This window comes from Gordonia sp. SGD-V-85, from assembly GCF_001456905.1.
GTDB lineage: Bacteria > Actinomycetota > Actinomycetes > Mycobacteriales > Mycobacteriaceae > Gordonia > Gordonia hongkongensis.
This window is the reverse complement of sequence record NZ_LNQO01000007.1, coordinates 166,455-192,064: the sequence shown is the minus strand read 5'-3', so window position 1 is coordinate 192,064 and position 25,610 is coordinate 166,455. Positions and strand designations below refer to the sequence as shown.

Here is a 25,610-nt window from a genome sequence, read left to right as displayed (position 1 = left end):
CGCCGGGACCAATGGCCGCGCAATCGGCACAATTGGTGCATGACGCACACCCCAGAGCCAACCGAGACCCTCGACCCGAGCACGATCGCCGAACCGGGCCCCGGTTCTTCGCGCCCGTCCCGCAGCCCGCGGGGATCGTCCGTCCTCGCCCGCACCGGCGGGGTGGTCGCGGCGATGGCGGTGGTCGGACTCGTGGCGGGCGCATGCTCGTCCGAGGACTCCGGGTCGGACGACTCGGCCACCGGCACGACGACCGGCGCCGCGACGGGCAGCTCCGCTGCCACCGAGGCCGCCGACGCGGGCTCCGGCGAGTACGAGGACGGCGAGTACACGGCGCGCGGTGAGTACATCTCGCCGGGTGGTCCGCAGAGCGTCGGGGTCACCGTCACGTTGTCGAACTCGGTCATCACCGCCGTGTCGGTGGACACCAGCCAGACCAAGGGCCCGTCGCTCGAGTACCAGGGCAAGTTCGCCGGCGGCATCTCCGACGTCGTGGTGGGCAAGAACATCGACGAGATCGAGGTCGACAAGGTGTCCGGCTCGTCGCTCACCTCCGGCGGTTTCAACGAGGCGATCGAACAGATCAAACAGGAGGCGCAGGCCTGACCTCCGTCGGCACCGCGCACCACTGGGCGTTCGATGCGATCGGCACCCGGTGGACGATCAGCACCCCGGAAACACTTCCCGCCGATGTCGTCGACGCGGTGAACACCGAGATCGACCGGATCGACCGGGCCTGGTCACGGTTCCGGGACGATTCGACGGTCGCGCAGATGGCCAGAGAGGCGGGGCGATACCCGATCGCCGACTCCGACCAACCGCTGGTCGACTGGTACCGCCGTCTGTACGGCCTCACCGGCGGCGCGGTGTCGCCGTTGGTGGGGCGCACGCTCGCCGAGGCCGGTTACGACGCGGCGTACACGCTCCGCGCGTCGGCGCGGGTGCCGACGGCGCCGGCCTGGGAGGCGGTGATCGGTGAGCACGTCGGTGCGCTGGAGATTCGCGAACCGGCTCTGCTCGACGTGGGCGCAGCCGGAAAGGGATTCGCGGTCGACCGGGTGGCGGAGATCGTCGGCGGCCACGTCGACGACTTCGTGGTCGACGCAGGTGGGGACATGGTGATATCGCCGCGTTCCCGCGGACTGCGGGTGGCGCTGGAGCATCCGCTGGACACGACGAAGGCGATCGGCGTCGTGTCCGTTGCCGGCGGCGCGGTCTGCGCCTCGGCGAGCAATCGGCGGGTGTGGGCCGACTGGCACCACATCGTCGATCCGCGTACCGCCTCGCCCGCGCGGGAGGTGCTGGCGACCTGGGTGATCGCGCCGTCGGCGATGGAGGCCGACGGCCTGGCGACGGCGCTGTTCTTCACGCCTGCGGCGTTCCTGCGCGGCGATTTTGACCATCACCGTGAGGGATTTCATCACGTGACCATCCGACGCAACGGGAGCGTCGAACACACCGCCATCCCCGGATTGGAGTTGTTCCTGTGACAACGCTTCTGCCGCAGCTGCTCTCGCCGATCGACGCGGCCCGGCGGCACCTGACCCCGTATCGGGCGGTGCTCTGCGGGCTGGTGGTGCTGGCCGCAGTCGCTTTCGTCGTCTCGGCGACCGATGCCGACTTCGGTTACGGTCCGGACGAATTGGCGGTGTGGCTGGTCGTCGCGGTCGGGGTCAGCGGGGTCGTGAGCTACGTCTGCGCCGGCGTGCTGCGGGTGCCGCCGAACTCGGATTCGTGGCTGATCACGGGACTGATCCTGTTCTTCGTCCTGCCCGGCGGCTCGGAGGACACCGCCGTCGCCACCGTCGCGGTGGGCGCCGCCATCGCCGCGGCGTCGAAATATGTTCTCGCATGGCGTCGTCGGCTGATCGTCAATCCCGCGGTCACGGGTGCGGTCGGTTGTTACGCGCTGGCATACGCCGGTGTCGAGGGCATCAGCTTCCCGTTCTGGTGGGTGGCCGCCGATCCGCTGTTCGTCCCGATGGTCGTGATCGGTGCGGTGGTCGTGACGTTGATCCGCGAGTGGCGACTGGCCCTGGTGTTCATCGGCGCCTCCCTTGTCACGATCGGGGTCGTCGAACTGGTACGCGGCGGCCAGGATCTGTCCACATGGGTGGTGTCGAGTCCGATGCTGTTCGTGGCGGCGATCATGCTGCCCGAGCCGCTGACGTCGCCGGCCACCGAGCTGCACCGACTGTTGTACGCGGCGTTGGTCGGTGTGCTCATGCACTGCCAGTACACGATTGCGATCACCGACGCGTACACGTTGGCGTTCGTGCCCGAGGTGGCGTTGCTCGTCGGATGCCTGTACGCGTTCCTCGTCCGACTGGTATCGGGCACTGCGCGCCGGGTGCCGCTCGACGTCGTCACCGTCCCGGTTGCCGACCGAACCTACGCGGTGCGCGGTGAACCGGTCGGTGGCGCAGCGGTGTTCCAGGCGGGGCAGTGGTCGAGTGTCAGTGTGCCGCGGTGGTCGGCGCCGCTGTGGTCGGGTTCGCGGCGGGTCTTCTCGTTCGTGTCCGCGCCCCGGCAGCAACCGGTGGAGTTCGGCTTCACCGTCGCCGCGGCGCCGTCGACCTACAAGGCAGCACTGGTCGACGGAAACGTACGCCGGGTCTACGTCGACGAGATCGGAGGGGACTTCGTGCTGCCGCGGTCGTTTCCGGCGACCGGATCGGTGGTGTTGATCGCCTCCGGGATCGGGATCACTCCGTTCGTGTCGATGGTGCGGGAGCTGGTGCAGTCGGGCCACGATCTCTCCGGCCTGACCATCGCGCACGTGCTGCGAGATCAGGGGCGTGCCGTATACGCCGATGACCTGGAGAGCGCCCGGGCCGCGAACGCGCGCATTGCGACCGTCGAGGCGCCGGAACTAGCCGACGGGATCGACGATCCCGCCCGGCTCGCCGAACTCATCGGGCCCAGCGCTGCCGGCGCCCACTACTACGTGTCAGGTACGCCTGCGTTCGTCGAACGGACGTCGGCGGCGGTCCGCCGCCTCGACGGTACGCGGCGGTCCCGGCCGTGGCGTGTCCACACCGACTCGTTCTCCGGATACTGACCGCGTCTGATGGAGTTCGAATACCACTGCGAGATGGTCATATTCGTCGTCTCGCCGAAGCATGCCTACTTCGGTAGGCCGAAAGACGGCCCGGCCGACGAGGTCGAGACGCGCACCCCAGCCTCGGTGGAGATCGTCGCCGACAAGGGGATTCGTGGTGATCGCTTCTACGGAATCCGAGCCCACACCGAGGCGGCCGTGACGTTTCTGGCGCTCGAAGCATGGATGGCGGCGGCGGCTGACGCCGATCCTGTTCTGGCCCGCCGCAACGTCGTCGTGCGCGGTGTCGAGCTCGATCCCTTGCGGGGACGGGAGTTCGAGCTGGACACCGGGTCGGGTCCGATCCGGTTCCGCGGCGGACGCCCTGCTCATCCGTGTTCGTGGATGGACACCGTTGCCGGGGACGGGGTGCGCAAAGCCCTGATCGGACGTGGTGGACTTCGGACGCAACCGCTGACGTCGGGGACGCTGAGCGTCGGCCCCGCGGTCATGCGCACCGACGTCGAACTCGACGCCGCCCGCGCCGCCGACCAGGTGCGGCGGGCGCAGCCGATGTAACCGTTACCCCTTGACCCGGGGGGCGAGGTGATGGGTGGCGAACTCCGAAGTGGCTCAGCAGTCTGTCTCCCCGTTCGCAATTGGCGGCCGCCTGACCCGGGACGGACCGTGAGCGGGCACACCGGCCCCTGCTGTTGGCGGCTGTCTGGCGGACGGTGCCCTTGACAGTCGAGCCGGTAGCGCAACGTGCTGAACACCAGCAATCCCACTGTGGAGTTGTCAAGGGACGGAAGCGGTCCCGGGCGATGGCCGGGTGCGAAAAGGTGCTGCGCGAAAGTGTGTGTCGGAGGGCCGGTCAGGCGGCGTCGTCGAGTCGCATGGTGCGTCTGTTGTAGGCGGGTAGTGGTCGGCGGTGCGGGTCGATATTGGCGGGTGGGACGAGCCAGGGGTGGCGGTCGAACCCCATGACGATGTCCCAGCCGTGGTGGTGGACTTGGGTGTGGCAGCGTTGGCAGAGCAGGCAGCCGTTGTCGAGGTCGGTGGGTCCACCCTCGGCCCACGACTTGATGTGATGCACCTGCGTATGGGACGGCGGTGCACCACATTTGACGCAGCACGCGTCGCGGACGATGATCGCTTTGCGTAAGTGTGACGGATACAACCGGCGGGTGTGACCCATCTGTAGTGGTACGCCCTCACTATCGAGGATTATCTCCGTGAGCGAGCCGTCGCACGACACCTGTTTCGCGGTGGCATGGCTGACCGATCCGGTCCACGGCAGCGTTGCGAGGTCTCCGGTCGCGGGGATGGTCAGCATCAATTGAGTGCGCGGGGAACCAACGGTATCGAGGGTAGCGCCGATCGCTGCTTGGTCGAGGATCAACTCGAAGGCGTCGGCGCGGCGTTGCTCGGCGGTGCGTCGATCTTCGGCGCCGTCGGGTTCGGGCCTGGGGCACGAGCGCTCATCGATCATCGTCAGGAACTTCTCGCCCACGACCTGGGTGAGGTCGGCGCGGACTTCGACGCGGCCGTCGTCGGTGGTGTGTGCGTTCACCGAGTTCAAGCTTGCATCGTCCGACGCTCGGATTCCTGCGCCACAAGCATCGGCGAGAGCGTTGCCGATGACGTGAGCATGCTTGAGCACCTCAGTCGGTGTTGCACCGGATAGTGCTTGGGCGATGAGTTCGATCTCAAACCGCGAGCGCTCGTCGCCGGAAAGCGCCTCACCACAACGTCTATCGAGCTCGTTCATGCCGCGGACGATGGCATCGACGACCTCGCCGGACAGCCGCCCATCGGCGGCATGACGCGCCAAAGCGGGCAGGTTGGGCAGCGCGTCGACACTCCGCATGGTGCGGAGGGCGGAGGCCGGCGCATGTCCAGACTCGATCAGCAGCTTCTTGGTGGTGCTACCGGTCCTCTGTGCGACTCGGAGGGCGTCGAGTTGCGCTGCGTGCGTGGCGATCTGGTGGTCCGCGAGGTTGCGGATCAGGCGCCACGTGTCGAGGGCGTCGAATGTTGCTCTGCCCGTTGGGTCGTCGGTGGGTGGGGTGGTTCCGATGAGTTGATCGAGGAGAGTGGCTAGCTCTGGCATGACTCCAAGGTACAGGAACATTCGTTCGATTTCGAGGGTTTTCCACAGGCGCGAGACGCGCGAATTCGTCGGCTGTGCAGTGTTTTTCGTTGACAGTGCGTCGATTCGCGTTGGCTGTGCAGCAATCGTCGACAGTGGTCGAAATTCAGTCACGCATGATCTCGGATCCTGGCTAATATTCGATCGAGGCAGTCCGAGGGGATTCGGGCTGAGTTTCGTCGCGCGCCGGCGGTGTGGTGCTGCCAAAGAGCGCACTGGACCTCAGCCGGCGGGACTGTCTCGCGTATCTGCCCGAATTGTGACCGACAGACTTCAACTCGACTCCCAGACCTCGATCGAAGTCTGCCGGTCGAGTTGGAGTCTGGCGGTCGCCGGCCCACCGCCCTCTGGTAGTTGCTGTGCTCGACCCCGCGGGCGGCTTTCCGCGCTCCGGCAACCGCAGATCCAGCGTTTCGGATCAGGAAGCAGTGGCCCACTGCCGCACAGTCGACTGGTCGGGGGCCTCACCCGGCCAGTGCGCGCAGAAAGAACCCCAGGTTCGCCGGACGTTCGGCCAGGCGTCGGACGAGGTAGCCGTACCACTGCTCGCCGTAGGGGATGTAGACCCGGACGCGTGCGCCGGCGGCTGCCAACCGGCGCTGCTCGTCGGCCCGTATTCCGTACAGCATCTGGTGTTCCCAGCTGTCCGGCGCGCGACCGAATTCGTCGGCGAGGATTCTCGCGGCGTCGATCATCGTGGGGTGGTGGCTTGCGACCATCGGATAACAGGAGCCCTTCATCAGTATCCGGAGGCACCGCTGATAGCTGTCGTCGACCTGGCGGCGGTCGGTGAACGCGACCGCGGGCGGTTCGGCATAAGCGCCTTTACACAACCGGATTCGGGCGCCCGACGCCGCGAATTCGGCGCAGTCGTCCTCGGTGCGGCGCAGGCAGGCCTGCAGCACGGTCCCGGTCTCCGGGAACTCGGAGCGCAACGACCGCACGATCGCCAGCCGCTGGTCGACGGTGGTGTGATCCTCGGCGTCCACGGTGACCACGACGTCCAGGCCATCGGCCGCCTCGACGATCGTGCGCGCGTTCTCCTCGGCGATCTTCGCGCCGTGCTCCGGCAGTGCGAGACCGAGCGCGGTCAGCTTCAGCGACACCTCCAACGACCCGGCAGGTGCCGGACGGCGTCCCGACAGAGACTTGAGCAGAGCCAGATACGCGGTCACCGTGGCGTCCGCCTGGGATTCGTCGAGGGTGTCCTCGCCCAGGAAGTCGACCGAGACGGAGAGTCCGTCGGCGAGTTCGGCCCCGACGGCGGCCATGGCGGCGTCGAGCGATTCGCCCGGCACGAATCGGCGGACCACTCGTCCGGTGACCGGCCACCGCTGGGACGCGTCCTTGATCCGTTCGCTGCGCGATGCCGCGACGATCGCGGGCCGCAGCACGGTGTCGAAGGCGGACCCCATCACAGCGCCGTCCAGTCGGCGACCATGTGCGGGTACGACGAGGTCGTGGGAGGTGAGAACGTCTCCTTGATCGTGCGGGTCGAGGTCCAGCGCATCAGGTTCTGCTTCGACCCGGCTTTGTCGTTGGTCCCCGACGCCCGGCCGCCGCCGAAGGGTTGCTGCCCGACCACCGCGCCGGTGGGCTTGTCATTGACATAGAAGTTGCCCGCCGCATTCCGCAGCCGGTCGGAGGCAAGGGCCACCGCGGCGACATCGGTCGCCATGACCGACCCCGTGAGTGCGTACTGCGCCGTCGAATCGACCAGGCCGAGAACGTTCTCGTAGTCGGCGTCGTCGTAGACGTGAACCGCGAGGATCGGACCGAAGTACTCTGTGGCGAACGCCTCGTCGGTCGGGTCGTCGGACACCAAGACCGTGGGTCGGACGAAGTAACCCTCGGTGTCATCGCAGACGCCGCCGACCGCGACGGTCAGCGACGCCGACGACTTGGCCCGGTCGATGGCCGCGACCTGCTTGTCGAACGCGCGCCGATCGATCACCGCACCACCGAAGTTCGTCAGATCTCGGACGTCGCCATAGGTGAGTTCGTCGGCCTCGCCGAGGAACTCGTCACCCATCCGCTCCCACACCGACCTGGCGACATACGCGCGCGACGCCGCCGAACACTTCTGTCCCTGATACTCGAAAGCGCCACGGGTCAACGCCGTTCGCAACGCATGAGGTTCGGCTGAGGCGTGCGCGACGATGAAGTCTTTGCCACCGGTCTCGCCGACGAGGCGCGGGTAGTTCCGGTAGTGCTCGATGTTGGCACCGACCTCACGCCACAGATGACGGAACGTCCTCGTCGACCCGGTGAAATGGATTCCGGCCAGATTCTCTTCGGCGAGAACGACATCCGAGACCGCGGCACCGTCGCCGTGGACGAGATTGATCACCCCGGGCGGCAATCCGGCGGCCTCGAGCAGCGCCATCGTCAACTGCGCCGAGTATGCCTGGGTGGGGGAGGGTTTCCAGACGACGGTGTTGCCCATCAACACGGGGGCGGTGGGCAGATTGGCGGCGATGGCGGTGAAGTTGAACGGGGTCACGGCGTAGACGAACCCGTCCAGTGGACGGTGGTCGAGCCGGTTCCACACCCCGGGCGACGACTCCGGTTGCTCGGCGAGGATCTCACGGGCGAAGGCGACGTTGAACCGCCAGAAGTCGACGAGCTCGCATGGGGCGTCGATCTCGGCCTGCTGCACCGACTTCGACTGACCGAGCATCGTCGCCGCCGCGATGCGCTCGCGCCACGGTCCGGCCAGGAGCTCGGCGGCGCGCAGGATCACGGCCGCGCGGTCGTCGAAGCTCGTGTGCGCCCAGTCGGGGGCGGCGGCGCGAGCGGCGTCCACCGCGGCGCGGGCGTCGTCGTGGGTGGCGTTGGTGATGAAGCCGAGTACCTCGCGGTGTGCGTGGGGCTGGACGACGTCGATCTCCTCACCCGCCCCGAGGCTCAGGTGTCCGCCGATGATGTGCGGGAACTCGCGGCGGCCGGCATGCGACTGTCGCGCCAGCTCGTCGACGATGCGCGCACGCTCGGGCGAGCCGGGGGCATAGCTGTGGACGGGTTCGTTCGACGGTCGAGGGGGAGTGGTGATGGCATCCATGACCTCAGTCCACCGTCCCCTTCGACGTCGCGATATGGCCGATCGGCCGAGGTGGGTCTCGTAGTCTTGTCCGTATGGACAAGACGGCCGGTATCGCGCTCGGGCGGTTGGTCCTCGCCCTCGATCAGACCGTTGCGACCCTGGTCTCGTCGCCCCGCGGTCTCGACACGCCGGTGTCGACGATGGCGATGGTCGACGCCGACGACGTGCACTACGGGCTCGGGCATGCCGCCCGATCGGCCGACCTGTTCCTCCTGGTCGGGCTCGCCGACGACGTCGTCGTGGAGTGGCTCGGCGGCCTCGGCGCGCACCGCCCGGTCGCCGTACTGGCCAAGAATCCCACCCAGACCCTGGTCGGCCTCGCCGAACGACTGGGCATCGCGGTCATCGCCATCGATCCGCACGCCCGCTGGGAACGCATCTACAACCTCGTCACCCGGGTGCTCGACGCCGCACGCGGCGCGTTCGGGAGCGGCGAGTCCATGGAGTCGGGAAGCACCGGCGACCTGTTCGAGCTCGCCGCGGAGGTCGCCCGCCGGACCGGTGGTCTGGTGAGCATCGAGGACGAGCACGCGCACGTCCTCGCCTACAGCTCTGCCGGCGAGGAGGCCGACGAGTTGCGCAGACTGTCGATCCTGGGCCGCGAGGGGCCGCCGGAGATGCTGGCCTGGTTGCGGGAGTGGGGCGTGATGGACGCGGTCCGGAAGTCGTCCGGCGTCGTGACGGTCGAGGCTCGCACCGATCTCGGACTTCGGCCGCGTCGCGCGGTCGCCATCCGTCCGGCGTCGGGCCCACACGGCGATCGCTCCGACGTCCTGATGGGGGTTGTCTGGCTGCAGGAGGGGTCGCGCCCGCCGACCCGCGACACCGACGAGGTACTCGTCGGCGCCGCAGCTGTTGCGGCCCAGGTGATCTCGCGACGGCGTTCGGCAGGCTCCGACCACGATCAGCGGGTCCGGCGACTCCTCGGTGTCGGCGGAGTCTCGGTCGACGCGGCCCACCTCGCCGCCCAGCTCGGCATCGCGCCGACCGCCACGGTGACGATCGTGGGGTTCACGGCCCCCGACGGCATCCGCGCCGGGCAGGTCTCGGCACTCATGCTGCACGCCAGCGCTTTCAGTCCGCTGTCGGTCACGGTCACGATCGGTGACCGCGCGTACGTCGTGCTCCCAGGCGTCCCGCTCGACGACGCCGTCACGTGGGCGCGGATCTCCGTCGACGCCGCCGACCGCCAATTCGGCGTGCCGGCACGCGCGGTCGTCGCCGGCCCCGACACCATCGCCGCCGCAACCGATCTGCGCTCTGCGATCGATCGTGTCCTGGACGCCGCCGGTCGCGACGCCGACCTGATCGACGACGTCACCACCGTCGAGCGATCCCGCACCGGGGTGCTGCTCGCCGAGATCATCGGATTGCTCTCGGAGAACCCCGATCTCGTCGACAGCCGGGTCGCCGGGCTCGCGGATCTCGATACTCGCAGCGGCAGCGAGTTCACCGCGTCGTTGCGCGCCTACCTCGACCATTTCGGTGACGTCCGCGCGGCAGCGGCGGCGCTGCACGTCCATCCGAACACCTTGCGCTACCGCATCCGTCGAGTGCAGACCCTGACCGGGATGGATCTCGACGACCCGGCGACGCGTCTCGTCGTGGCGCTGTCCCTGCGCGTTCGGTGAGAGTCGCTGCGCCCCCGAGTCCCACCCCGACCGAGTGCCACCCCGCCCGGCCGGCCGGTGGGTACCGTGGCGCCCATGCCCTCATCGTCGAAGTCCCTGTCCGACCTGACCGGCTCGCGGGTCGTCGTCACCGGTGCGACGAACGGTATCGGGATGGCCACCGCCCGCGCGCTCGCCCGGGCCGGTGTGCAGGTGGTCCTGGCCGTCCGCGACACCGATCTCGGCGCCCGGCGCGCACGGGAATTCGGCGGTGACTGCGAGGTGATCCGGCTCGATCTCGCCGACCTCGCCTCGGTGCGGACCTTCGTCGAGGAACTCGACGGCCCGATCGATGTGCTGGTCAACAACGCCGGCATGTTCCCGCATCAGCATCGGACGACGCGGGACGGATTCGAACTCGGGATGGGCACCAATTTCCTCGGGCCGTTCGCCCTGACCAACCTGCTCCTGCCACGCATCAGGCGGCAGATCGTGTCCGTGGGTTCGGAGGGGCATCGCCGCGCCCGCATCGACCCCGCCGACCTGGACCTCCGACGCACCCGGTGGTCGTCGCCGCGGGCCTACACCGGGTCGAAACTCGCGGTGATGCTGTGGGGTCTCGAACTCGACCGACGGTTGCGCGACGTCGGGTCGCCGGTGACCTCGATGCTCACCGATCCCGGCTGGGCCGCGTCGAACATCTCGAACAAGCCGGGCCTGGGCGTTCTGCACCGCGCGGCGCAGGGCCTGGCGGGTGTCGTCGGCAACGATCTCGACGCCGGCGCGGCACCCACCCTGCATTGCCTGACCGAGCCGATCCCGCCGGGCAGCTACGTGGGGGTCGACGGACCGTGGGGACTGCGCGGCCGACCGGTGCTGTCGGGCCGATCGCTCGCGGCGTGCGACTACGAGCTGGCCGGTCGACTCTGGACCGAGGCCGAGGCCCGCACCGGCACCCGGTGGCCGCTGGGGTAGGGCCCACGTGCCCGGCCGGATCACGCCGGATCGGTCAGTCGATCCGACAGCTGAGCGGTGAGTTCGTGCGCATATTCCAGTTGCCGCTCGAGCTTCTCGCACGCCAGTCGTGCGCGCTGCCGGAACTCCGCGACCGCCTCGAGCGCCGCCCGCCGGTCCGCCGGCGCCGCGTCGGAGTCGTCGAGGACGCTCTCGGCATGCAGGAGTGCGCGCATGTCGTCGAGGGTGAAACCGAGTGGCTTCATCCGCCGGATCACGAACAGCCGATCGATGTCGGCCCGGGTGTACAGCCGGAAGCGCCCGGCCGAGCGGGCGGACGGGACGACCAGACCGACCTCGTCGTAGTGGCGGATCGTCTTGATGGACAACCCGGTTTCCGTTGCCACCGTGCCGATCTGCAGGTGCTCGGCGGTGTCGGTCCCGTCGTCGGTCACGACCTGTCCTCTCTACCCGGTCAGCCCTCGCCGCCGAGCTGTCCGCTGAGGCGTCGATGACGCTCGGCGCTGTGGTCGTCGAGGCCGACGATGGTGGCGGTCTTGCCCTTGGCTGCGTACTTGGTGGTGACGGCATCGAGCGTAGCGACCGTCGACGCGTCCCAGATGTGTGCGCCGCTCATGTCGATGACGACGTCGTCCGGGTCGCCGACATAGTCGAACTGGTACACGAGGTCGTTGCTGGACGCGAAGAACAACTCGCCCCGCACCGCGTAGACGCGGGTTCCGGGTTCGGGATCGGCGACATCGACCACCTCCGTGAAGTGGGCGACCCGGCGCGCGAACAGGACCATCGCCGTCAGGACGCCCACGATCACCCCGTACGCGAGATTGTGGGTGGTCACGGTGACGACGACGGTCGCGAGCATCACGGCCGTCTCGCTCTTCGGCATGCGCCGCAAGGTCTTCGGGTTGACGCTGTGCCAATCCAGGGTGCCGACCGACACCATGATCATGACGGCGACGAGCGCGGCCATCGGGATCAGCGCGACGATGTCACCCAGCCCGACGACCAGGATGAGCAGGAAGAGTCCGGCCAGAAACGTCGAGATGCGGGTGCGGGCCCGGGACTCCTTGACGTTGATCATGGTCTGGCCGATCATCGCGCACCCGCCCATGCCGCCGAAGAGACCGGTCACGATGTTGGCGATGCCCTGACCGGTGGCTTCACGCGTCTTGTCGGAGTGGGTGTCCGTGAGGTCGTCGACGAGCTTGGCGGTCATCAGCGATTCGAGGAGGCCGACGAGTGCCATGGTGAAGGCGTAGGGCGCGATGACCGACAGCGTCTCCCAGTTCAGCGGGACGTCGGGAAAGAACAACGTGGGCAGACTGTCCGGCAGGTCGCCCTCGTCGCCGACGTCGGGGACGGAGAACCCGACCGCGAGCGTGACCGCAGTGAGCAGCACGATCGCGACGAGTGGTGATGGGATCGCCGTGGTGAGCCGCGGCAGACCGACGATGATCGCAAGCCCCGCCGCGACGAGGGGATAGACCAGCCACGGCACCCCCAGCAGGTGGGGGAGTTGAGCCGTGAAGATGAGGATGGCCAGTGCGTTGACGAATCCGACCATCACGCTGCGCGGAATGAACCGCATCAGACGGGCGACACCCACTGCGCCGAGGACGATCTGGATGACCCCGGCGAGGAGCACCGCGGCGATCAGGTGATCCAGGCCGTGACTGGCGACCAGGGGGGCCACCACCAGCGCCACCGCCCCGGTGGCGGCGGGGATCATCGCCGGACGGCCGCCGACGATGGCGATCGTCACCGCCATCGTGAACGAGGCGAACAGGCCCACCCGCGGGTCGACCCCGGCGATGATCGAGAACGAGATGGCCTCGGGGATGAGCGCGAGCGCCACCACGAGACCGGCGAGGACCTCGGTACGCAGGCGCCGCGGGGAGCGCAGGGTCGCCAGCACCGACTGTTGTCGGGCAGGAGTCAGCACCTCGGCCGTCATCGGCGTCTCGACTTTCGTGAGGTAACGGAAACGTCTGTCGCGGAAGGGGTCACCCACCCTCGCGGCGTCGGGCGATTCCGACGGCCGACGCCGCCCCGCAGGACGGGCCAACTCTACCCTCACGGGAGGGTAGAGATGCAAATGCGGGGGCGCGGATGGGCGTCACGCCACACAACTCCAGGCGCGCAACAACACGCCCCCTGCGCGATGCGCAGGGGGCGTGCCGACGATGCGGGATCAGAGAATCGTGAGCATCTCGTTGTAGGTCGGCAGCGGCCACAGATCGTCGGCGACGATGGACTCGAGGGTGTCGGCGACCTCGCGGACCGCGGCCATGGCCGGGACCAGTTTCTCCAGCGCGTACTTCGACTCCTCGAAGGTGGACTCGCCGTGCATGCCGGCGATACCGGCATCGAGGGCCGTCAACCCGTCGTGCAACGTGCTGATCAGTCCGGTCAGTTCCTCGAGCAGCGGTGTGGGAGCCTCGATTCCGGCCATCTTGAGCGACGCCGCGGTCCCGGCGAGCTCACCCTGGTACCGGATCGCGGCCGGCATGATCATCGTCTTGGCGATCTCCGCGGTCTCCTTGGCCTCGACGAGGAGGGTGAGCGCGTAGTACTCGAAGATGACGTCCTCGCGGGCCTCGAGTTCGCGGGCCGACAGCACGCCGTACTTCTCGAAGATCTCGACGACCTCCGGCGAGGTGTACTCCGTCACCGCGTCGACCGTCGTCCGTAGGTTCTTCAGTCCGCGGGCGGCGGCCTCTTCCTGCCATTCGTCGGAGTAGCCGTTGCCGTTGAAGATGACCGAGCCGTGGGCATTGACGATCTCCTGCAACACCTTCTGGACGGCGTCCGCGAGTTCGAGACCGTCGGCGAGGAGCTTCTCGAGGTCCGAGGCGATGAAGTCGATGGAGTCGGCGAGGATCGTGTTGATGGCGACCATGGGATCGGAGATCGACTGATTGGAACCCGGTGCGCGGTACTCGAACCGGTTGCCGGTGAACGCGAAGGGGCTGGTGCGGTTGCGATCCCCCGGATCGGCTTTGAGGGGCGGCAGGGTGTCGACCCCGAGTTCGATGACCCCCGCGGCCTTGGAACCGGTGGCGCCGCCCTTGGCGATCTGCTCGAAGACGTCCATCAGCTGGTCGCCGAGGAAGATCGAGATGATCGCCGGCGGAGCCTCATTGGCGCCGAGACGATGATCGTTCGACGCCGAGGCGACCGCCGCGCGGAGGAGCCCGCCGTAGAGGTGCACCGAGCGGATGATCGCGCCGCAGAAGGTCAGGAACTGCATGTTCTCGTGCGGGGTGTCGCCGGGATTGAGCAGGTTGCCCTGATTGGCGTTGCCGAGCGAGAAGTTGACGTGCTTGCCCGAACCGTTGACGCCGGAGAACGGCTTCTCGTGCAGCAGGCATTTCATGCCGTACTTCTCGGCGACGGCCTTCATCGTGGTCATCATCAGCTGCTGATGGTCGTGGGCGAGGACCGACCGCTCGAAGACCGGTGCGATCTCGAACTGGCCGGGCGCGACCTCGTTGTGCCGGGTCTTCGCCGGGATCCCCTGCTTGAACAGCTCGCGGTCGAGTTCGATCATGAACGACAGCACTCGTTCCGGGATGGCACCGAAGTAGTGGTCGTCGAACTCCTGGCCCTTCGACGGCGGTGCGCCGAACAGGGTTCGGTTGCAGGTCATGAGATCTGGTCGCGCATAGAAGAAGTGCTCGTCGATCAGGAAGTACTCCTGCTCGGCGCCGGCGTAGGAGACGACGGTGTCGACGTCGTCGTGGCCGAAGAGGCGGAGCAACCGCATGGCCTGCTTGCTCATGGCCTGTTGGCTGCGCAGGAGCGGGGTCTTCTTGTCGAGGGCCTCGCCGGTCCACGAGATGAAGATCGTCGGGATGCAGAGGGTGTTGCCGTTCGGGTTCTCCAGGATGTACGCGGGACTGGTGACGTCCCAGCCCGTGTAGCCGCGGGCTTCGAAGGTGCCGCGCAGCCCGCCGTTCGGGAAGCTCGACGCATCGGGCTCGCCCTGCAGCAGCGTCTTGCCCGCGAACTCGGCGAGCGATGCGCCGGTGGAGTCGGGTTCGAGAAACGAGTCGTGTTTCTCGGCCGTGAAACCGGTGAGCGGGTAGAAGACGTGGGCGTAGTGGGTGGCGCCCTTCTCGATGGCCCAGTCCTTCATGGCCACCGCGACGTAGTCGGCGAGGGTGGGGTCGAGCGCGCAGCCGGTGTCGACGGTCGCGGCGACCGCTTTGAAAACGTGCTTGGGCAGCCGCTTCTTCATGACCGACAGGCTGAACACATTGCGCCCGAACGTGTCTGCGAGGGGTTCGGTGAACCCCGGCGCCGACACGTCGTAGGTCGTCACGGCCTCGATCGCCTGTCGGCGGGACATGCTGCCACTCATGGACACTCCTGGATGATCTGGGCCCCCCTGTGCGCGGGGGCGCACGACGACGTCGGTACGCCGTTTGTCGCAATTGCGAGCGCTTCGACGCTATGAGCTGGGTGTATGCGCCCGATTGCCCCCATGTGACGCCGAGGAAAACTAGTGCCCCTCGGAACCGATCGAGGCAACGCCGTTTCCCGAAAACCCGTGGCGCGATGGTCTACCGCAGCGTCGCGTTGTCGCCCATCACCGCGCCCTCGCGGCGCGGATCGGCGCCGCCGATCCAGCCGCCGCCGTGTCGCAGCAGGGCGCTGAGCCCGCTCGACTGTTCCTCGACCGACACCTCGGCTCCGCGTTCCCGAAGGCCGCGGACCAACGGATCGTGTGCGCCGTCGTCCGTGGTGTCGACGAGCGGGTGTTCGCCGCCGACGTTGGAGGTCGGGGTGTTGGCCGAGCCGAAGTCGATCATCGACACGGCCTGCTGGGGATCGAGGCCCCAGTCCAGCATCCCGACGATCGTCTTGATGACGAACTGGATGATCACCGACCCGCCGGGGGAACCCAGGGCCGCGACCACCTCGGCCGGCGCTCCGTCGGCGCCGGGCTGCAGAACGAGTGTGGGCGCCATCGACGAGCGCGGCCGCTTGCCCGGCGAGACCCGGTTGGCGAGCAGCGTCCCGTCGTCGTCGCGGGGTTCGGCGGAGAAGTCGGTCAACTCGTTGTTGAGTAGGAACCCGTCGACCATGTGGTAACTGCCGAAGGCGGATTCGATGGTCGTCGTCATCGTGGCGACGTTGCCGTACCGGTCGGCGACGGTGATGTGACTGGTTCCGTGTTCGGTGCCCGGGTGCGACCCCAGGGGCACCGGTCCGAGGTCACCCGCCGGCGCCTCGCCGAGCGAGGAGTCGGGTGAGATGAGCGCTGCCCGAGACCGCAGATAGGCCGGATCGAGGATGGTCGCGACCCCGCGCCCGGGCAGCGGGACGAAGTCCGGGTCGGCCACGTACTTGTCGCGATCGGCGTAGGCGAGGCGTTCGGCCTCGGTGACGAGGTGCACGGCGGCTGGGTCGGGACGCCCGCCGTCGGCGTCGAGATCGGACGGCGGCATCGACGGCAGATCGAAGTTCGCCAGGATGCCCAGCGCCGACGCGACGGCGATCCCGCCGGACGACGGTCCGGGCATGGCCACGATCTGTCGCCCCCGATAGGTGGTGACCACCGGCTCCCGGGCGATGGCACGGTAGTCGCGTAGATCCTGCTCGGTCATCAGGCTCGGTGTCATGCCGCCCGCGGTGCTGCCCGCCTCGGCGACGATGGCTCGGGCGAGCGGCCCGTCGTACATCGCGCCCGCGCCGTCGGCGGCGAGGGTGCCGAGCGTCTTGGCGTACGCGGGGTTGACGAGCCGGGTGCCGGCCGGCTTCGCGGCGCCGTCACTCGCGAGGAAGTAGGAGCGGGCCTCGTCGTCGGCACCGAGTTCGGCCGCCGACGCGGCGATCGCGGTCGCCAGCCGCGGGCTGATGTCGAACCCGTTGTCGGCCAATTCGATCGCCGGATCTAACAGATCTCGCCATGGTTGTCCGCCGAAGTCGGCATGGACCATCTCGAGCATGCGCAGCACGCCCGGCACGCCGATGGACCGTCCCGAGGCGCGGGCACTCGGCGCGGGTGGGGTGGGATCGTCGGGGGCGATCCGGGTCAGGTAGGTCTCGGTGGCCGCCGCCGGCGCCGTCTCGCGACCGTCGAAGGCCCGCACGCTCTTCGACCCCGCGTCGTAGTAGAGCGCGAAGGCGCCTCCGCCGATCCCGGAGGACTGCGGCTCGACGAGTCCCAGCACCATCTGCGCGGTGACCAGGGCGTCGGCGGCCGTCCCGCCGTCGCGCAGCACCTCGCAGGCCGCGCGGGTCGCGAGCGGATTGGCGGTTGCCGCTGCGTAGGTGTCGGTGACGACCGGTCTCATCCCTGTTCGGAAGCCGGACGCGACTTCCGGTCTGGTGGCGATGTCGGTGGGTGCGGCCGTCATCGTCTGGGCGTCGATCATCTCGCCGTTGGGGATCTCGGCGCAGGTGACCGGACTCGCTTCCGGCTCGGCTGGATCCGAGCCGCAGGCAGTCGCGAGGAAGGTGGTGGCCGTCGCGACGACGAGGACACGTACCACTCGAGAGACTCCGGACCCGGCCGTCATCGGCCAAGCGTACTGACCGAGTGGCCGTTCGCGACGCGAACTGGGTCGAATGTTCAGGACAGCGGCCGTGACCGCATAGGGTCGAGGCGGAGGGCCGCACCGGCATGGTCGGCCGGACGAGACGAACGGGGAGAATCGTGGGAGTGGTACGGCATCGGGCGAAGATCGACAGGCCGCGCGAGCGGGTCTTCGACTACATCGACGGTTACCAGAACGTCCCGGAGTACCTGCTCGGGGTCACCCGGTTCGAGCCGACGACGGAGAAGACCAGCGGACTCGGAGCGAAGTTCGCGGTCTCGATGGACGTCGGACCGAAGACACTGAAGTCGGTGGTCGAGTGCACCGAGTACGTCGAGAACGAGCTCATCGAGTTGAAGGCCGTCGAGGGTTTCGACGCGAACACGACGTGGCGGTTCGCCGACGCGGACGGTGGATCGGGCACCGAACTCGACGTCGAGATCAACTACAACCTCCCCGGCGGTATGGCGGGCAAACTCCTCGGCAAGGTCGTGGGACCGTTCGCCGCTCAGGCGGTGCGGCACACGGAAGCGACGATCAGGAAGAAGATCGACTAGGAGCCGGATTCCGGCTCGGGCTCGGCCGACTGCCGTTCGAGCGCCGGGCCGGGTTCCGGTATCCGGTTGGGCAGGTGCCGCGAGAACAGCAACGCCAGCACGAGCAGGCCGAAGACGACGAACAGCGACTGCTGCAGGGCCGCGATCTGCGAATCCGAATAGGCCTGTGACACCGCCTGTGCGGACTCCTCCGAGCCGCCCGCGTCGAGGACGAGGGTGCGCGCCTCGTCGGCGGAGATGATCGGCACTCCCTGCTCGTCGACGGCGGCGATGATGCGTTGTTGGTCGGTGGGGGAGAGGTTCTCGGCGTCGTCGACCGCCGACACGAAGCCCGACGACAGCATGAGCAGGAAGACCGATCCCGCGACCGCGGTGCCGAACGACGACCCCAGGTTCTGGAAGGTGCCCTGCAGGCCGCCGACCTCCGAGGTGTCCTTCTCCTCGACAGCGGACATGTTGACGTTGCCGAGTTGTGAAGCGAGCAGACCGAAGCCGGCGCCGACCACGAACATGCCCGCGGCGAAGGCGGCGTTGCGCAGATCGATTCCCACCGAGGCGATGACGAGAAGCGTCCCCAGCGCCATCGTGATCTGTCCGCCGCGAGCGATGAACCGTGCGGAACGCCGTGCGGTGAGCCAGGATCCAAGGATCGAGAACAGGACGAGCCCGACCGAGAGCGGCAGGATCTTCACCCCGGTCTGCAGTGCATCGCGTCCGAGCATCGTCTGCAGGTACACGGGAACCACGAAGAACAGGGCGGCGATCGCGAAGTACTGGGCGAGGAAACCGCCGAGTCCGCTTCGGAGAGCAGCGATGCGGAAGAGTTCGACACGCAGCAGCGGTTGGCGGCCGGACTTCGCCAGGGTGCGCTGCCGCAGGACGAACAACCAGAGCACGACGACCCCGGCGAGCAACAGGTACGCCACGGGGGAGACACCCAGCGGGGCGATCTCGTCCCCGCCGATCTCCGGCGGATGCTGCGGCTTCAGCCAACCCCACGTCTTCGATTGCAGTACGCCGTAGACGATCAGCGACAGGCCGCCGGCGGATGCCACGACGCTGAGCGGGTCGATGCGTACCTCCGGGTCGCGGGGAACGTCACGAATCAGCTTGGCCGCGAACAGGACCGCCACCATGACGACGGTCTCGGCGACGAACACGTAGCGCCACGACAGGTATGTGGTCATCACGCCACCGAGCAGCGGGCCGACAGCGGCGGCCAGCCCGGTGACCGCGCCCAGGATCGAGAATGCGGTGACCCGGGCCTTGCCCGTGTAGTTGATGGCGGCCAGCGATGCGATCGCAGGGATGACGAGCACCGCGCCCAGCCCCTCCACGAGTGACCAACCGATGAGCAGGACGGTCAGGTTGGGACTCAGCGCCGTGGTCAGCGAACCGATGCCATAGATGACCGCACCGATCTTGAATGCTCTTGCGCGCCCCATCAAGTCGCCGAGCTTGCCTCCGGTCAGCATGAAGGCGGCCATCGTCAGCGCATAGAAGGTGATCGCGGCCTGCATGCCGGTGATCGAGGTCCCGAGGTCGTCGGCCACGACCGAGATGGACACGTTCATCACGGTGCTGTCGAGCACCATCACGAACTGTGAGACGGCCAGGATGATGATCACAGACCAAGAGCGCATCGTCAGTCCCCTCAGATGTGGTGAGCGCTCTGATCTTTACAGGTTCGGCGGTTTACTGCGCGGGATTGAGCATCGGTACGAGGAACTGGCGCGCCACCGCAGCGAGCTGCGCGTCGTCGGTGATGTCGACGACGCGGCTGGGCACGGTGAGGAACGACGCGGAGATGCGGACCATCATCTCGGCCACGAGATCGACGTCGAGTTCGTCAGAGATGTTGCCCGCCAGCTGTTCCCGGCGCAGCTGGGCGGCGACGAAGTGCTGGACCGTCGCGAGCAGCATGCCGTCGCCGCCGATCATCGATTCGATCAGCATGCTGGGCTCGGCGTCGCTGATCTCACCGATCAGCGGGTTGCCGGAGATCGCCCGCAGCGAACCGACGAACCCGACCACGACGCGGTCGGCCACGGTGTCGGCGCGGCGGATCTCCGCGCGGAACCGGTCGAAGTACCGACGGAACTCGCGGAGCACCACCTGGTCGACCAGGGCGTCCTTGGTGGCGAACTTGCGATACAGGGTGACCCTCGTGACGCCGGCGCTCTTCGCCACCTTCTCCATCGGCGTCCGTTGCACACCCAGTCGGCAGAAGAGTTCGAAGGCCGCGTCGAGCAGACGTTCGGCGGTGGGATCGGCGGCCACGTCGGACTGAGCCGCGGATTCGAGAAACGCCCGCTGGAGAAGCGAGCTGGACAGCGAAGCGCCGGACGGCTGCGTGGTCACTCGCCTCACCCCCTTCCTCACATCATGACCGCATGAGCTTCCATGATCGCAAAATTCGCGAAAGAGGTGTGTTCTGGAGCATGCGGTGGTAACAATGATACAAGGATACGTTGTTTGTCACATTGATACATGGAAGTGATGGGACGGGGTCATGGAAGATCTGAACAGGCGGAACCTGATACGCGCGGGCGGTGTCGTCGGCGCAGCCGGTGCGGTCGCGGCGCTCTCGCAGACGACGCCGTGGACGTGGTCGCCGGCGAACTCGGTGCCCGGCCGCGGTCGCGGCGCGGACCCGCGGCAGCTGTGGGACGACGAGGCCGACCCGGTGATCGCCAAGGTCATCGACAGCGGGCAGGTGCGCAACGTCAATCGCCTGCTGCGCACGTGGCATCGTAACTCGCAGCCGCTGCCCGCCGGGCTGCCCTCGGAACTGCGCGACTTCATGGAGCACGCTCGTCAGCTGCCCGCGTGGGCCGACCAGGCCAAGCTGGCCGACGCGGTCCGATTCAACCAGAAGCGCGGAACCTACCTCGGCGTCCTGTACGGCTTCGCCAGCGGCATGATGAGCACCGTCATCCCGCGCGAGGCCCGGTCGGTCTACTACTCCAAGGGCGGATGGGACCTCAAGGACCGCATCACCAAGACCGCGAAGCTCGGATACGACATCGGATCGCTCAACGCCTATCAGCCCGGCGGCGAGATGATCGTGACCTGCGTGAAGACCCGTATGGCGCACGCCGGCGTGCGACACCTCCTGCCGCAGTCGCCGCACTGGGTGCACGGCGCGACGGAGAAGAAGCCGATCAGTCAGGCCGACATCATGGTCACCTGGCACAGCCTGCCGACGACCGTCATGCGCAACTTCGACAAGTGGAACGTCCCGATCGCGGCCGACGAATCCGCCGGATTCCTGCATTCGTGGCAGATCACCGCTCGCCTGCTGGGCGTCCAGGACGAGTACATCCCCGCCTCCTGGGCCGCCGCCGACTCGCAGGCGCAGCAGGTCCTCGACCCGATCCTGGCGCCGACCCCCGAGGGTCGCAAGCTCGCCGACATGCTGCTCGACCTCGGCATGAACCTCGACCTCTCGCTGATCTCGCGCGGCGTCCTGGGGGCGCTCACGCGATTCGTGCTCGGTGACAAGGTCGCCAACTGGTATCAGATCCCGAGGGAGCCCGTGTGGAGCCCGCTGCTCGAGACGGCGTGGGGTCCGTACGTACAGATCCGCGAGGGCCTGCTCAACGTCGGCATGCCGCGTGAGGCGTACTGGCTGTTCGACGAGTTCCTCCGCCAGTTCGTGCTCTTCTACATGTCCGAACTGCGGATGCCGATCAACATCGAGATCCCGGTGATCAACAACCCGAAGTACAACTAGCCAGAAACTAGCCGGCGGACTCCTTCTCAGCCCCCGCCGACTGACCGACTTCCACCGCCCGGTCCTGCTTCTTCTTGTTCCGCTTCGGCAACAGGGGGATGCGGGGCCGGGCGGTGAGCCATTTGCTGAACGGTAGGCGTAGGAGGACGTCGACGAGCGCCAGCGAGGCCGTCAGTACCAGCACGACCAAGATGATCGAGCGCAGGATCGCCGAATGCGGGAACCAGTCGAAGAGGCCGCTGAGGAATCCGACGCGTCCGAGGACGTCCAGGATCAGCGGGTGTACCGCGAAGACCCCGAAAGCGCGCAGGGTCGCCTGGGAGACCAGTTTTCCGCCGGCGGGCCGGCCGGCGGCGCGTCGGTCATCCCAGACGAGGCCGATCAGCCACAGCAGGACGAAGCCGCCGATGAACCAGGGGAGCGACACCGGGTTCCAGGCGGTGTTGGCCTTCCACGGCACGTTGCCCGGCGATGTCGCCAACAGGTATCCGGCAACGGTGAAGGCCGCGCAGCCCGCCGCGACCAGGACGACCATCGCCATGTGGTCGCGGAGCCAACGATCGACCGCCTCGCGATGCTGCGCGGCCAGCACGCCCATGGTGATGAAGAGCGCGTACATCGGCAGCGTCTTCCACAGGTGCTGGTAGGCGACGTCCCACACCTGACCCGACGGTCGGGGCAGGTACTGGTAGATGACGAACACCAGGAGCTGGATCGCGGTTCCGCCGGCCAGCATCAGCCACGGTCGGCCGCGGCCCCGCTCGAACAGCCACGAGATCAGTGGGAAGAACAGGTAGATCTGCATCGAGATCAGCAGGAAGTACAGCTGGTACTTGCCCTCGCCGACGAGGAGGTCGTGCGCGAGGCGCGGCGCCATCTCACTGATCGGCGGGAACGGATTGTCGGCGATGATGATGTGGTCGGTGATCGTGTAGATCAGCGTCCATGCCAGGTAGGGGCCGACGACGAGCCCGAAACGACGCCGCCAGAACTGCCACGGCGACATCTCCCGACCCTGCATGCTCAGCACGAGGACGTAGAGGGTCACCGCCACGAAGCCGTATCGGGTCAGGTGGCACAGGGTGCCGACGAGATTCGCGCCCCTGATCTCGTCGGCACCGCCGTTGATGGCGTTGATGCTGTGCGCGACGACCACGAAGGTGAACAGGACGACCCGGACGAAGTCGGCGGTGTGCGCCCGACCGCGGGGCTTGGTCGTGGGCGCGGGAGGGGCAGACTCGGCGGGACGGGGTGCCACGGTGGCGGAGTCCGGCGACTCGACAGCGGTGGCCGTGGTCTCGTCGTCGTCGGCGGTGCGCGCCGATCCTGATGCCGCGTGCACCAACGAAAAGACCTCCCCGGGTGAAACGGTAGAACGTATGCGGTAGGCAGTGTACGGACACAGGCTGGCAGGAACCTCAACGCCGGGGTGTCCTCAGTGGTGACGATCACAGCCGGAAATGTCCGGTTCGCGTCGGGGTCGATCGTACCGGTGCTCGCATTCCGACGCCGGGCGTCACACATCGTCGTGGGTGTTCCCGGCGACGGGGGCGAACTACACGATCTTCACCATCTGAGGTGTGTGGTGTGGCCGGGTGAGGTCGCTCGCGTAGACTCCCGCTGTCGGGGAGCCGCGCCACCGTGGGCTCTTCGCGGTCCGCCTTCGTAGCTCAGGGGATAGAGCAACCCTCTCCTAAAGGGTAGGTCGTAGGTTCGAATCCTACCGAGGGCACCAGTCTGGCCGTTCCACTGCGCGAGTGCCGTCTCGCGGGGTTTCGGCCTACGAACTCACGCCGGATTTCGCGAACCGCCGACGGTAGACGAGTGGCGAGACGCCGACACTCGCGGCGAAATGGTGGCGCAGCAGCGTCGCCGACGTGAAGCCGACCTGGCGTGCCACCTCGTCGACGCTGGCGCTGGTCGTCTCGAGCAGGTTCTTCGCCGACAGCACTCGCTGTTCGGTCAGCCAGCGGCGAGGCGATATGCCGACCTCGTCGACGAAGCGACGCGCAAAGGTACGTCCGGACATGTGCATCCGGGACGCCATGTCGTCGATGCTGATATCGCGGTCGAGGTTGGCCGTCATCCAGGCCAGGAGCGATCCGAAGCCCTCGTCGTTGCATGCCGGCACCGGGGCCTCGACGAACTGGCGTTGTCCGCCGTCGCGGTGTGGCGGCACGACCATGCGCCGCGCGATGCGGTTGGCGACGGCCGGTCCCCAGGATTCGCGGACCAGGTGCAGCGAGGCGTCGATCCCGGCGGCTGTGCCGGCGCTCGTGGTCACGGGTCCGTCGTCGACGAAGAGGACGTCGGTGTCGACCTGCGCCTGGGGGAACATGCGCGCGAGATGGTCGCCGTAGCGCCAGTGGGTGGTGCACCGACGGCCGTCGAGGAGTCCGGCCGCGCCGGCGACGAACGCGCCCGAGCAGACGGTGAGGACACGTCCGCCGTTGTCGACGACCGCACGGATGGTGTCCAGGATCTCGACGGGGTAGTCGCCGCTGATGCTTCCGCCGGGGATGACGACGAGATCGACGTCGCGGCACTCGTCCAGGGTGTGCGACACCTGGATCGACACCCCGTTGCCGACGGCCAGCGCGGTGTCGGGATCCGGTGTGGCGACCCGGAAGTCGAAGGCGGGGACGTCGTCGTCGGTGCGGTCGAGGCCGAACACCTCGTGCACGACGCCGAACTCGAAGAGCGCGACGTGTCCGTACAGGAGGACACCAACCGAATGCAGCACCTGACCAGTATGGCAGATAATTTGCGAACATTGACTTAACTGCCACTGGTGGCCGAAATGATGTGGGCGGAGGATTACTGCCATGACACTCCTCTTCGTTCTCGCCCTTGTCGTGGTCGCCTCGGTCGTCGGTGCAGCCGGCCTACTGAGTCTCACCGCGCGACGTACCCCCGTCGGCCAGCGGACGCCGGGCCAGCGGATTGCCGACTGGTTCACCCGGAATCCGCGGCGCCCCTACGGTCCCGACACTGAGCGAGTGGCAGCAGAACTGAGCATCCTCACCCGCCGGTACGACAAGCTCATCTGACCCGTCGGCCGCTGCGCTACCGTTGCGGTCGTGAGTTCACAGACAGTCCTCGTGACCGGCGCGACCAGTGGCATCGGGGCCGAGGTCGCCCGCCAGTTCGTCGCGAGGGGACACCGGGTCTACGGCACCACCCGCAATCCGGATTCCGTACGCAACCCGATCCAGGGCGTCACCTACGTCCGGCTCGACAACGCCGACTACGAATCCGCCGAGTCCTGCGCGGCCCTCGTCGGCGACGTGGACATCCTGATCAACAACGCCGGCGAGTCCCAGGCCGGTGCGCTCGAGGACACCTCGATGGCGGCCGTCGAGGATCTGTTCCGGGTCAACGTCTTCGGGCCGATCGCGCTGACCAAAGTGGTGTTGCCCGGCATGCGTCTCCGGCGCCGGGGCACGGTCGTGATGGTCGGGTCGATGTTGTCCAGCTTCCCGGTCGCCTTCCGGTCCAATTACGCCGCGACCAAGTCGGCGCTGAAGGCTTTCGCGCTCGCGTCGCGACGCGAGTTGGCGCCGTACGGGATACGGATGATCAGTGTCGAACCCGGCACGATCGCCACCGGCATCGGTGATCGCCGCAGCATTCACATCGGCGACGACTCGCCCTATCGCGCCGAGTACGAGACGCTCGCCGCCGCCACCCGGCGCAACGAGGACGCGGGCATCAGTGCGGTGAGCATGGCCACCCAGATCGTCGACGCCGCGTTGGCCGAGCATCCGAAGCCGTTCTACGCCAAGGGCAATCAGGCAGGGGTGGTCTTCCTGCTCCGGCGTCTCGCGCCGCGACAGCTGATCCTGGACATGACCGCGCGCAAGCACGGACTCTCGAAGGTGAAGATCTGACC

Annotated in this window: 21 protein-coding genes and 1 tRNA gene; 11 read left to right on the top strand and 11 right to left on the bottom strand. The window is 67.7% G+C overall.

Going from position 1 to position 25,610, the window contains the following annotated elements:
* Nucleotides 1-39 precede the first annotated feature (39 nt).
* Genes AS181_RS10715 through AS181_RS10700 form a run of 4 tightly spaced genes read left to right on the top strand, consistent with a single transcriptional unit; the run spans nucleotide 40 to nucleotide 3,619 of the window.
* Complete coding sequence (locus AS181_RS10715) at nucleotides 40-606, top strand: FMN-binding protein (protein ID WP_139114203.1); 567 nt, start codon at nucleotides 40-42, stop codon at nucleotides 604-606.
* Between the two features lie 38 nt (nucleotides 607-644).
* Nucleotides 645-1,490: an FAD:protein FMN transferase gene (locus tag AS181_RS10710; RefSeq protein ID WP_078113428.1), complete on the top strand. Its 846-nt coding sequence runs from the start codon at nucleotides 645-647 to the stop codon at nucleotides 1,488-1,490.
* Nucleotides 1,487-3,061 (top strand): FAD-dependent oxidoreductase, encoded by a 1,575-nt coding sequence (locus AS181_RS10705; RefSeq protein ID WP_058251572.1) that lies wholly within the window; start codon nucleotides 1,487-1,489, stop codon nucleotides 3,059-3,061. Before AS181_RS10710 ends, AS181_RS10705 begins: the two co-directional genes overlap by 4 nt.
* Nucleotides 3,062-3,070: 9 nt before the next feature.
* Nucleotides 3,071-3,619 (top strand): hypothetical protein, encoded by a 549-nt coding sequence (locus tag AS181_RS10700; RefSeq protein ID WP_058251571.1) that lies wholly within the window; start codon nucleotides 3,071-3,073, stop codon nucleotides 3,617-3,619.
* Between the two features lie 295 nt (nucleotides 3,620-3,914).
* On the opposite strand, the gene AS181_RS10695 is transcribed toward AS181_RS10700, so the two are convergent.
* The 3 genes from AS181_RS10695 to pruA all read right to left on the bottom strand — a co-directional run bounded on the left by AS181_RS10695 (nucleotide 3,915) and on the right by pruA (nucleotide 8,253).
* Nucleotides 3,915-5,174, bottom strand: coding sequence for an HNH endonuclease signature motif containing protein (locus tag AS181_RS10695; RefSeq protein WP_058251570.1), 1,260 nt, complete (start codon nucleotides 5,172-5,174; stop codon nucleotides 3,915-3,917).
* 482 nt (nucleotides 5,175-5,656) lie between these two features.
* On the bottom strand, nucleotides 5,657-6,607 hold the full coding sequence (locus AS181_RS10690) for a proline dehydrogenase family protein (protein ID WP_058251569.1): 951 nt from the start codon (nucleotides 6,605-6,607) through the stop codon (nucleotides 5,657-5,659).
* On the bottom strand, nucleotides 6,607-8,253 hold the full coding sequence (gene pruA, locus AS181_RS10685) for an L-glutamate gamma-semialdehyde dehydrogenase (protein ID WP_058251568.1): 1,647 nt from the start codon (nucleotides 8,251-8,253) through the stop codon (nucleotides 6,607-6,609). Before pruA ends, AS181_RS10690 begins: the two co-directional genes overlap by 1 nt.
* Nucleotides 8,254-8,327: 74 nt before the next feature.
* Between pruA and AS181_RS10680 the strand changes: the two genes are divergently transcribed.
* Nucleotides 8,328-9,926, top strand: coding sequence for a PucR family transcriptional regulator (locus tag AS181_RS10680; RefSeq protein WP_058251567.1), 1,599 nt, complete (start codon nucleotides 8,328-8,330; stop codon nucleotides 9,924-9,926).
* Nucleotides 9,927-10,001: 75 nt separating this feature from the next.
* Nucleotides 10,002-10,880, top strand: a complete 879-nt coding sequence (locus tag AS181_RS10675; RefSeq protein WP_137811479.1) for an SDR family NAD(P)-dependent oxidoreductase — start codon at nucleotides 10,002-10,004, stop codon at nucleotides 10,878-10,880.
* A 20-nt stretch (nucleotides 10,881-10,900) separates the two neighbouring features.
* On the opposite strand, the gene AS181_RS10670 is transcribed toward AS181_RS10675, so the two are convergent.
* The 4 genes from AS181_RS10670 to AS181_RS10655 form a co-directional block, all read right to left on the bottom strand.
* Complete coding sequence (locus tag AS181_RS10670; protein WP_058251565.1) at nucleotides 10,901-11,314, bottom strand: MerR family transcriptional regulator; 414 nt, start codon at nucleotides 11,312-11,314, stop codon at nucleotides 10,901-10,903.
* 20 nt (nucleotides 11,315-11,334) lie between these two features.
* Complete coding sequence (locus tag AS181_RS10665; RefSeq protein WP_058251678.1) at nucleotides 11,335-12,834, bottom strand: SulP family inorganic anion transporter; 1,500 nt, start codon at nucleotides 12,832-12,834, stop codon at nucleotides 11,335-11,337.
* A gap of 237 nt (nucleotides 12,835-13,071) precedes the next feature.
* Nucleotides 13,072-15,243, bottom strand: coding sequence for a glutamine synthetase III family protein (locus AS181_RS10660; RefSeq protein WP_058251564.1), 2,172 nt, complete (start codon nucleotides 15,241-15,243; stop codon nucleotides 13,072-13,074).
* Nucleotides 15,244-15,445: 202 nt separating this feature from the next.
* The gene (locus AS181_RS10655; protein ID WP_091344338.1) at nucleotides 15,446-17,407 is read right to left on the bottom strand and encodes a gamma-glutamyltransferase family protein; all 1,962 of its coding nucleotides are present in this window, start codon (nucleotides 17,405-17,407) and stop codon (nucleotides 15,446-15,448) included.
* Nucleotides 17,408-17,544: 137 nt separating this feature from the next.
* Here AS181_RS10655 and AS181_RS10650 point away from each other — a divergent pair, with 137 nt between their 5' ends.
* Complete coding sequence (locus tag AS181_RS10650; RefSeq protein ID WP_058251562.1) at nucleotides 17,545-17,982, top strand: SRPBCC family protein; 438 nt, start codon at nucleotides 17,545-17,547, stop codon at nucleotides 17,980-17,982.
* On the opposite strand, the gene AS181_RS10645 is transcribed toward AS181_RS10650, so the two are convergent.
* Together AS181_RS10645 and AS181_RS10640 are read right to left on the bottom strand one after the other, a co-directional pair.
* Nucleotides 17,979-19,625: an MFS transporter gene (locus AS181_RS10645; RefSeq protein ID WP_058251561.1), complete on the bottom strand. Its 1,647-nt coding sequence runs from the start codon at nucleotides 19,623-19,625 to the stop codon at nucleotides 17,979-17,981. The two genes, AS181_RS10650 and AS181_RS10645, sit on opposite strands and share 4 nt — an antisense overlap.
* 52 nt (nucleotides 19,626-19,677) lie before the next feature.
* On the bottom strand, nucleotides 19,678-20,343 hold the full coding sequence (locus AS181_RS10640) for a TetR/AcrR family transcriptional regulator (protein WP_058251560.1): 666 nt from the start codon (nucleotides 20,341-20,343) through the stop codon (nucleotides 19,678-19,680).
* A gap of 151 nt (nucleotides 20,344-20,494) precedes the next feature.
* Here AS181_RS10640 and AS181_RS10635 point away from each other — a divergent pair, with 151 nt between their 5' ends.
* Nucleotides 20,495-21,718 (top strand): oxygenase MpaB family protein, encoded by a 1,224-nt coding sequence (locus AS181_RS10635; protein ID WP_058251559.1) that lies wholly within the window; start codon nucleotides 20,495-20,497, stop codon nucleotides 21,716-21,718.
* A 7-nt stretch (nucleotides 21,719-21,725) separates the two neighbouring features.
* Here the strand turns inward: AS181_RS10635 and AS181_RS10630 are convergent, their stop codons facing one another.
* Entirely contained in the window at nucleotides 21,726-23,060 is a 1,335-nt protein-coding gene (locus tag AS181_RS10630) for an acyltransferase (protein WP_058251558.1), read from the bottom strand.
* A gap of 317 nt (nucleotides 23,061-23,377) precedes the next feature.
* Here AS181_RS10630 and AS181_RS10625 point away from each other — a divergent pair.
* Nucleotides 23,378-23,453: transfer RNA gene (locus AS181_RS10625), tRNA-Arg, on the top strand.
* Between the two features lie 45 nt (nucleotides 23,454-23,498).
* Here the strand turns inward: AS181_RS10625 and AS181_RS10620 are convergent.
* Complete coding sequence (locus AS181_RS10620) at nucleotides 23,499-24,461, bottom strand: GlxA family transcriptional regulator (protein ID WP_058251557.1); 963 nt, start codon at nucleotides 24,459-24,461, stop codon at nucleotides 23,499-23,501.
* 82 nt (nucleotides 24,462-24,543) lie between these two features.
* On the opposite strand from AS181_RS10620, the gene AS181_RS10615 reads away from it, so the two are divergent.
* The gene (locus AS181_RS10615; protein ID WP_058251556.1) at nucleotides 24,544-24,768 is read left to right on the top strand and encodes a hypothetical protein; all 225 of its coding nucleotides are present in this window, start codon (nucleotides 24,544-24,546) and stop codon (nucleotides 24,766-24,768) included.
* 30 nt (nucleotides 24,769-24,798) lie between these two features.
* On the top strand, nucleotides 24,799-25,608 hold the full coding sequence (locus AS181_RS10610; protein WP_058251555.1) for an SDR family oxidoreductase: 810 nt from the start codon (nucleotides 24,799-24,801) through the stop codon (nucleotides 25,606-25,608).
* Nucleotides 25,609-25,610 lie beyond the last annotated feature (2 nt).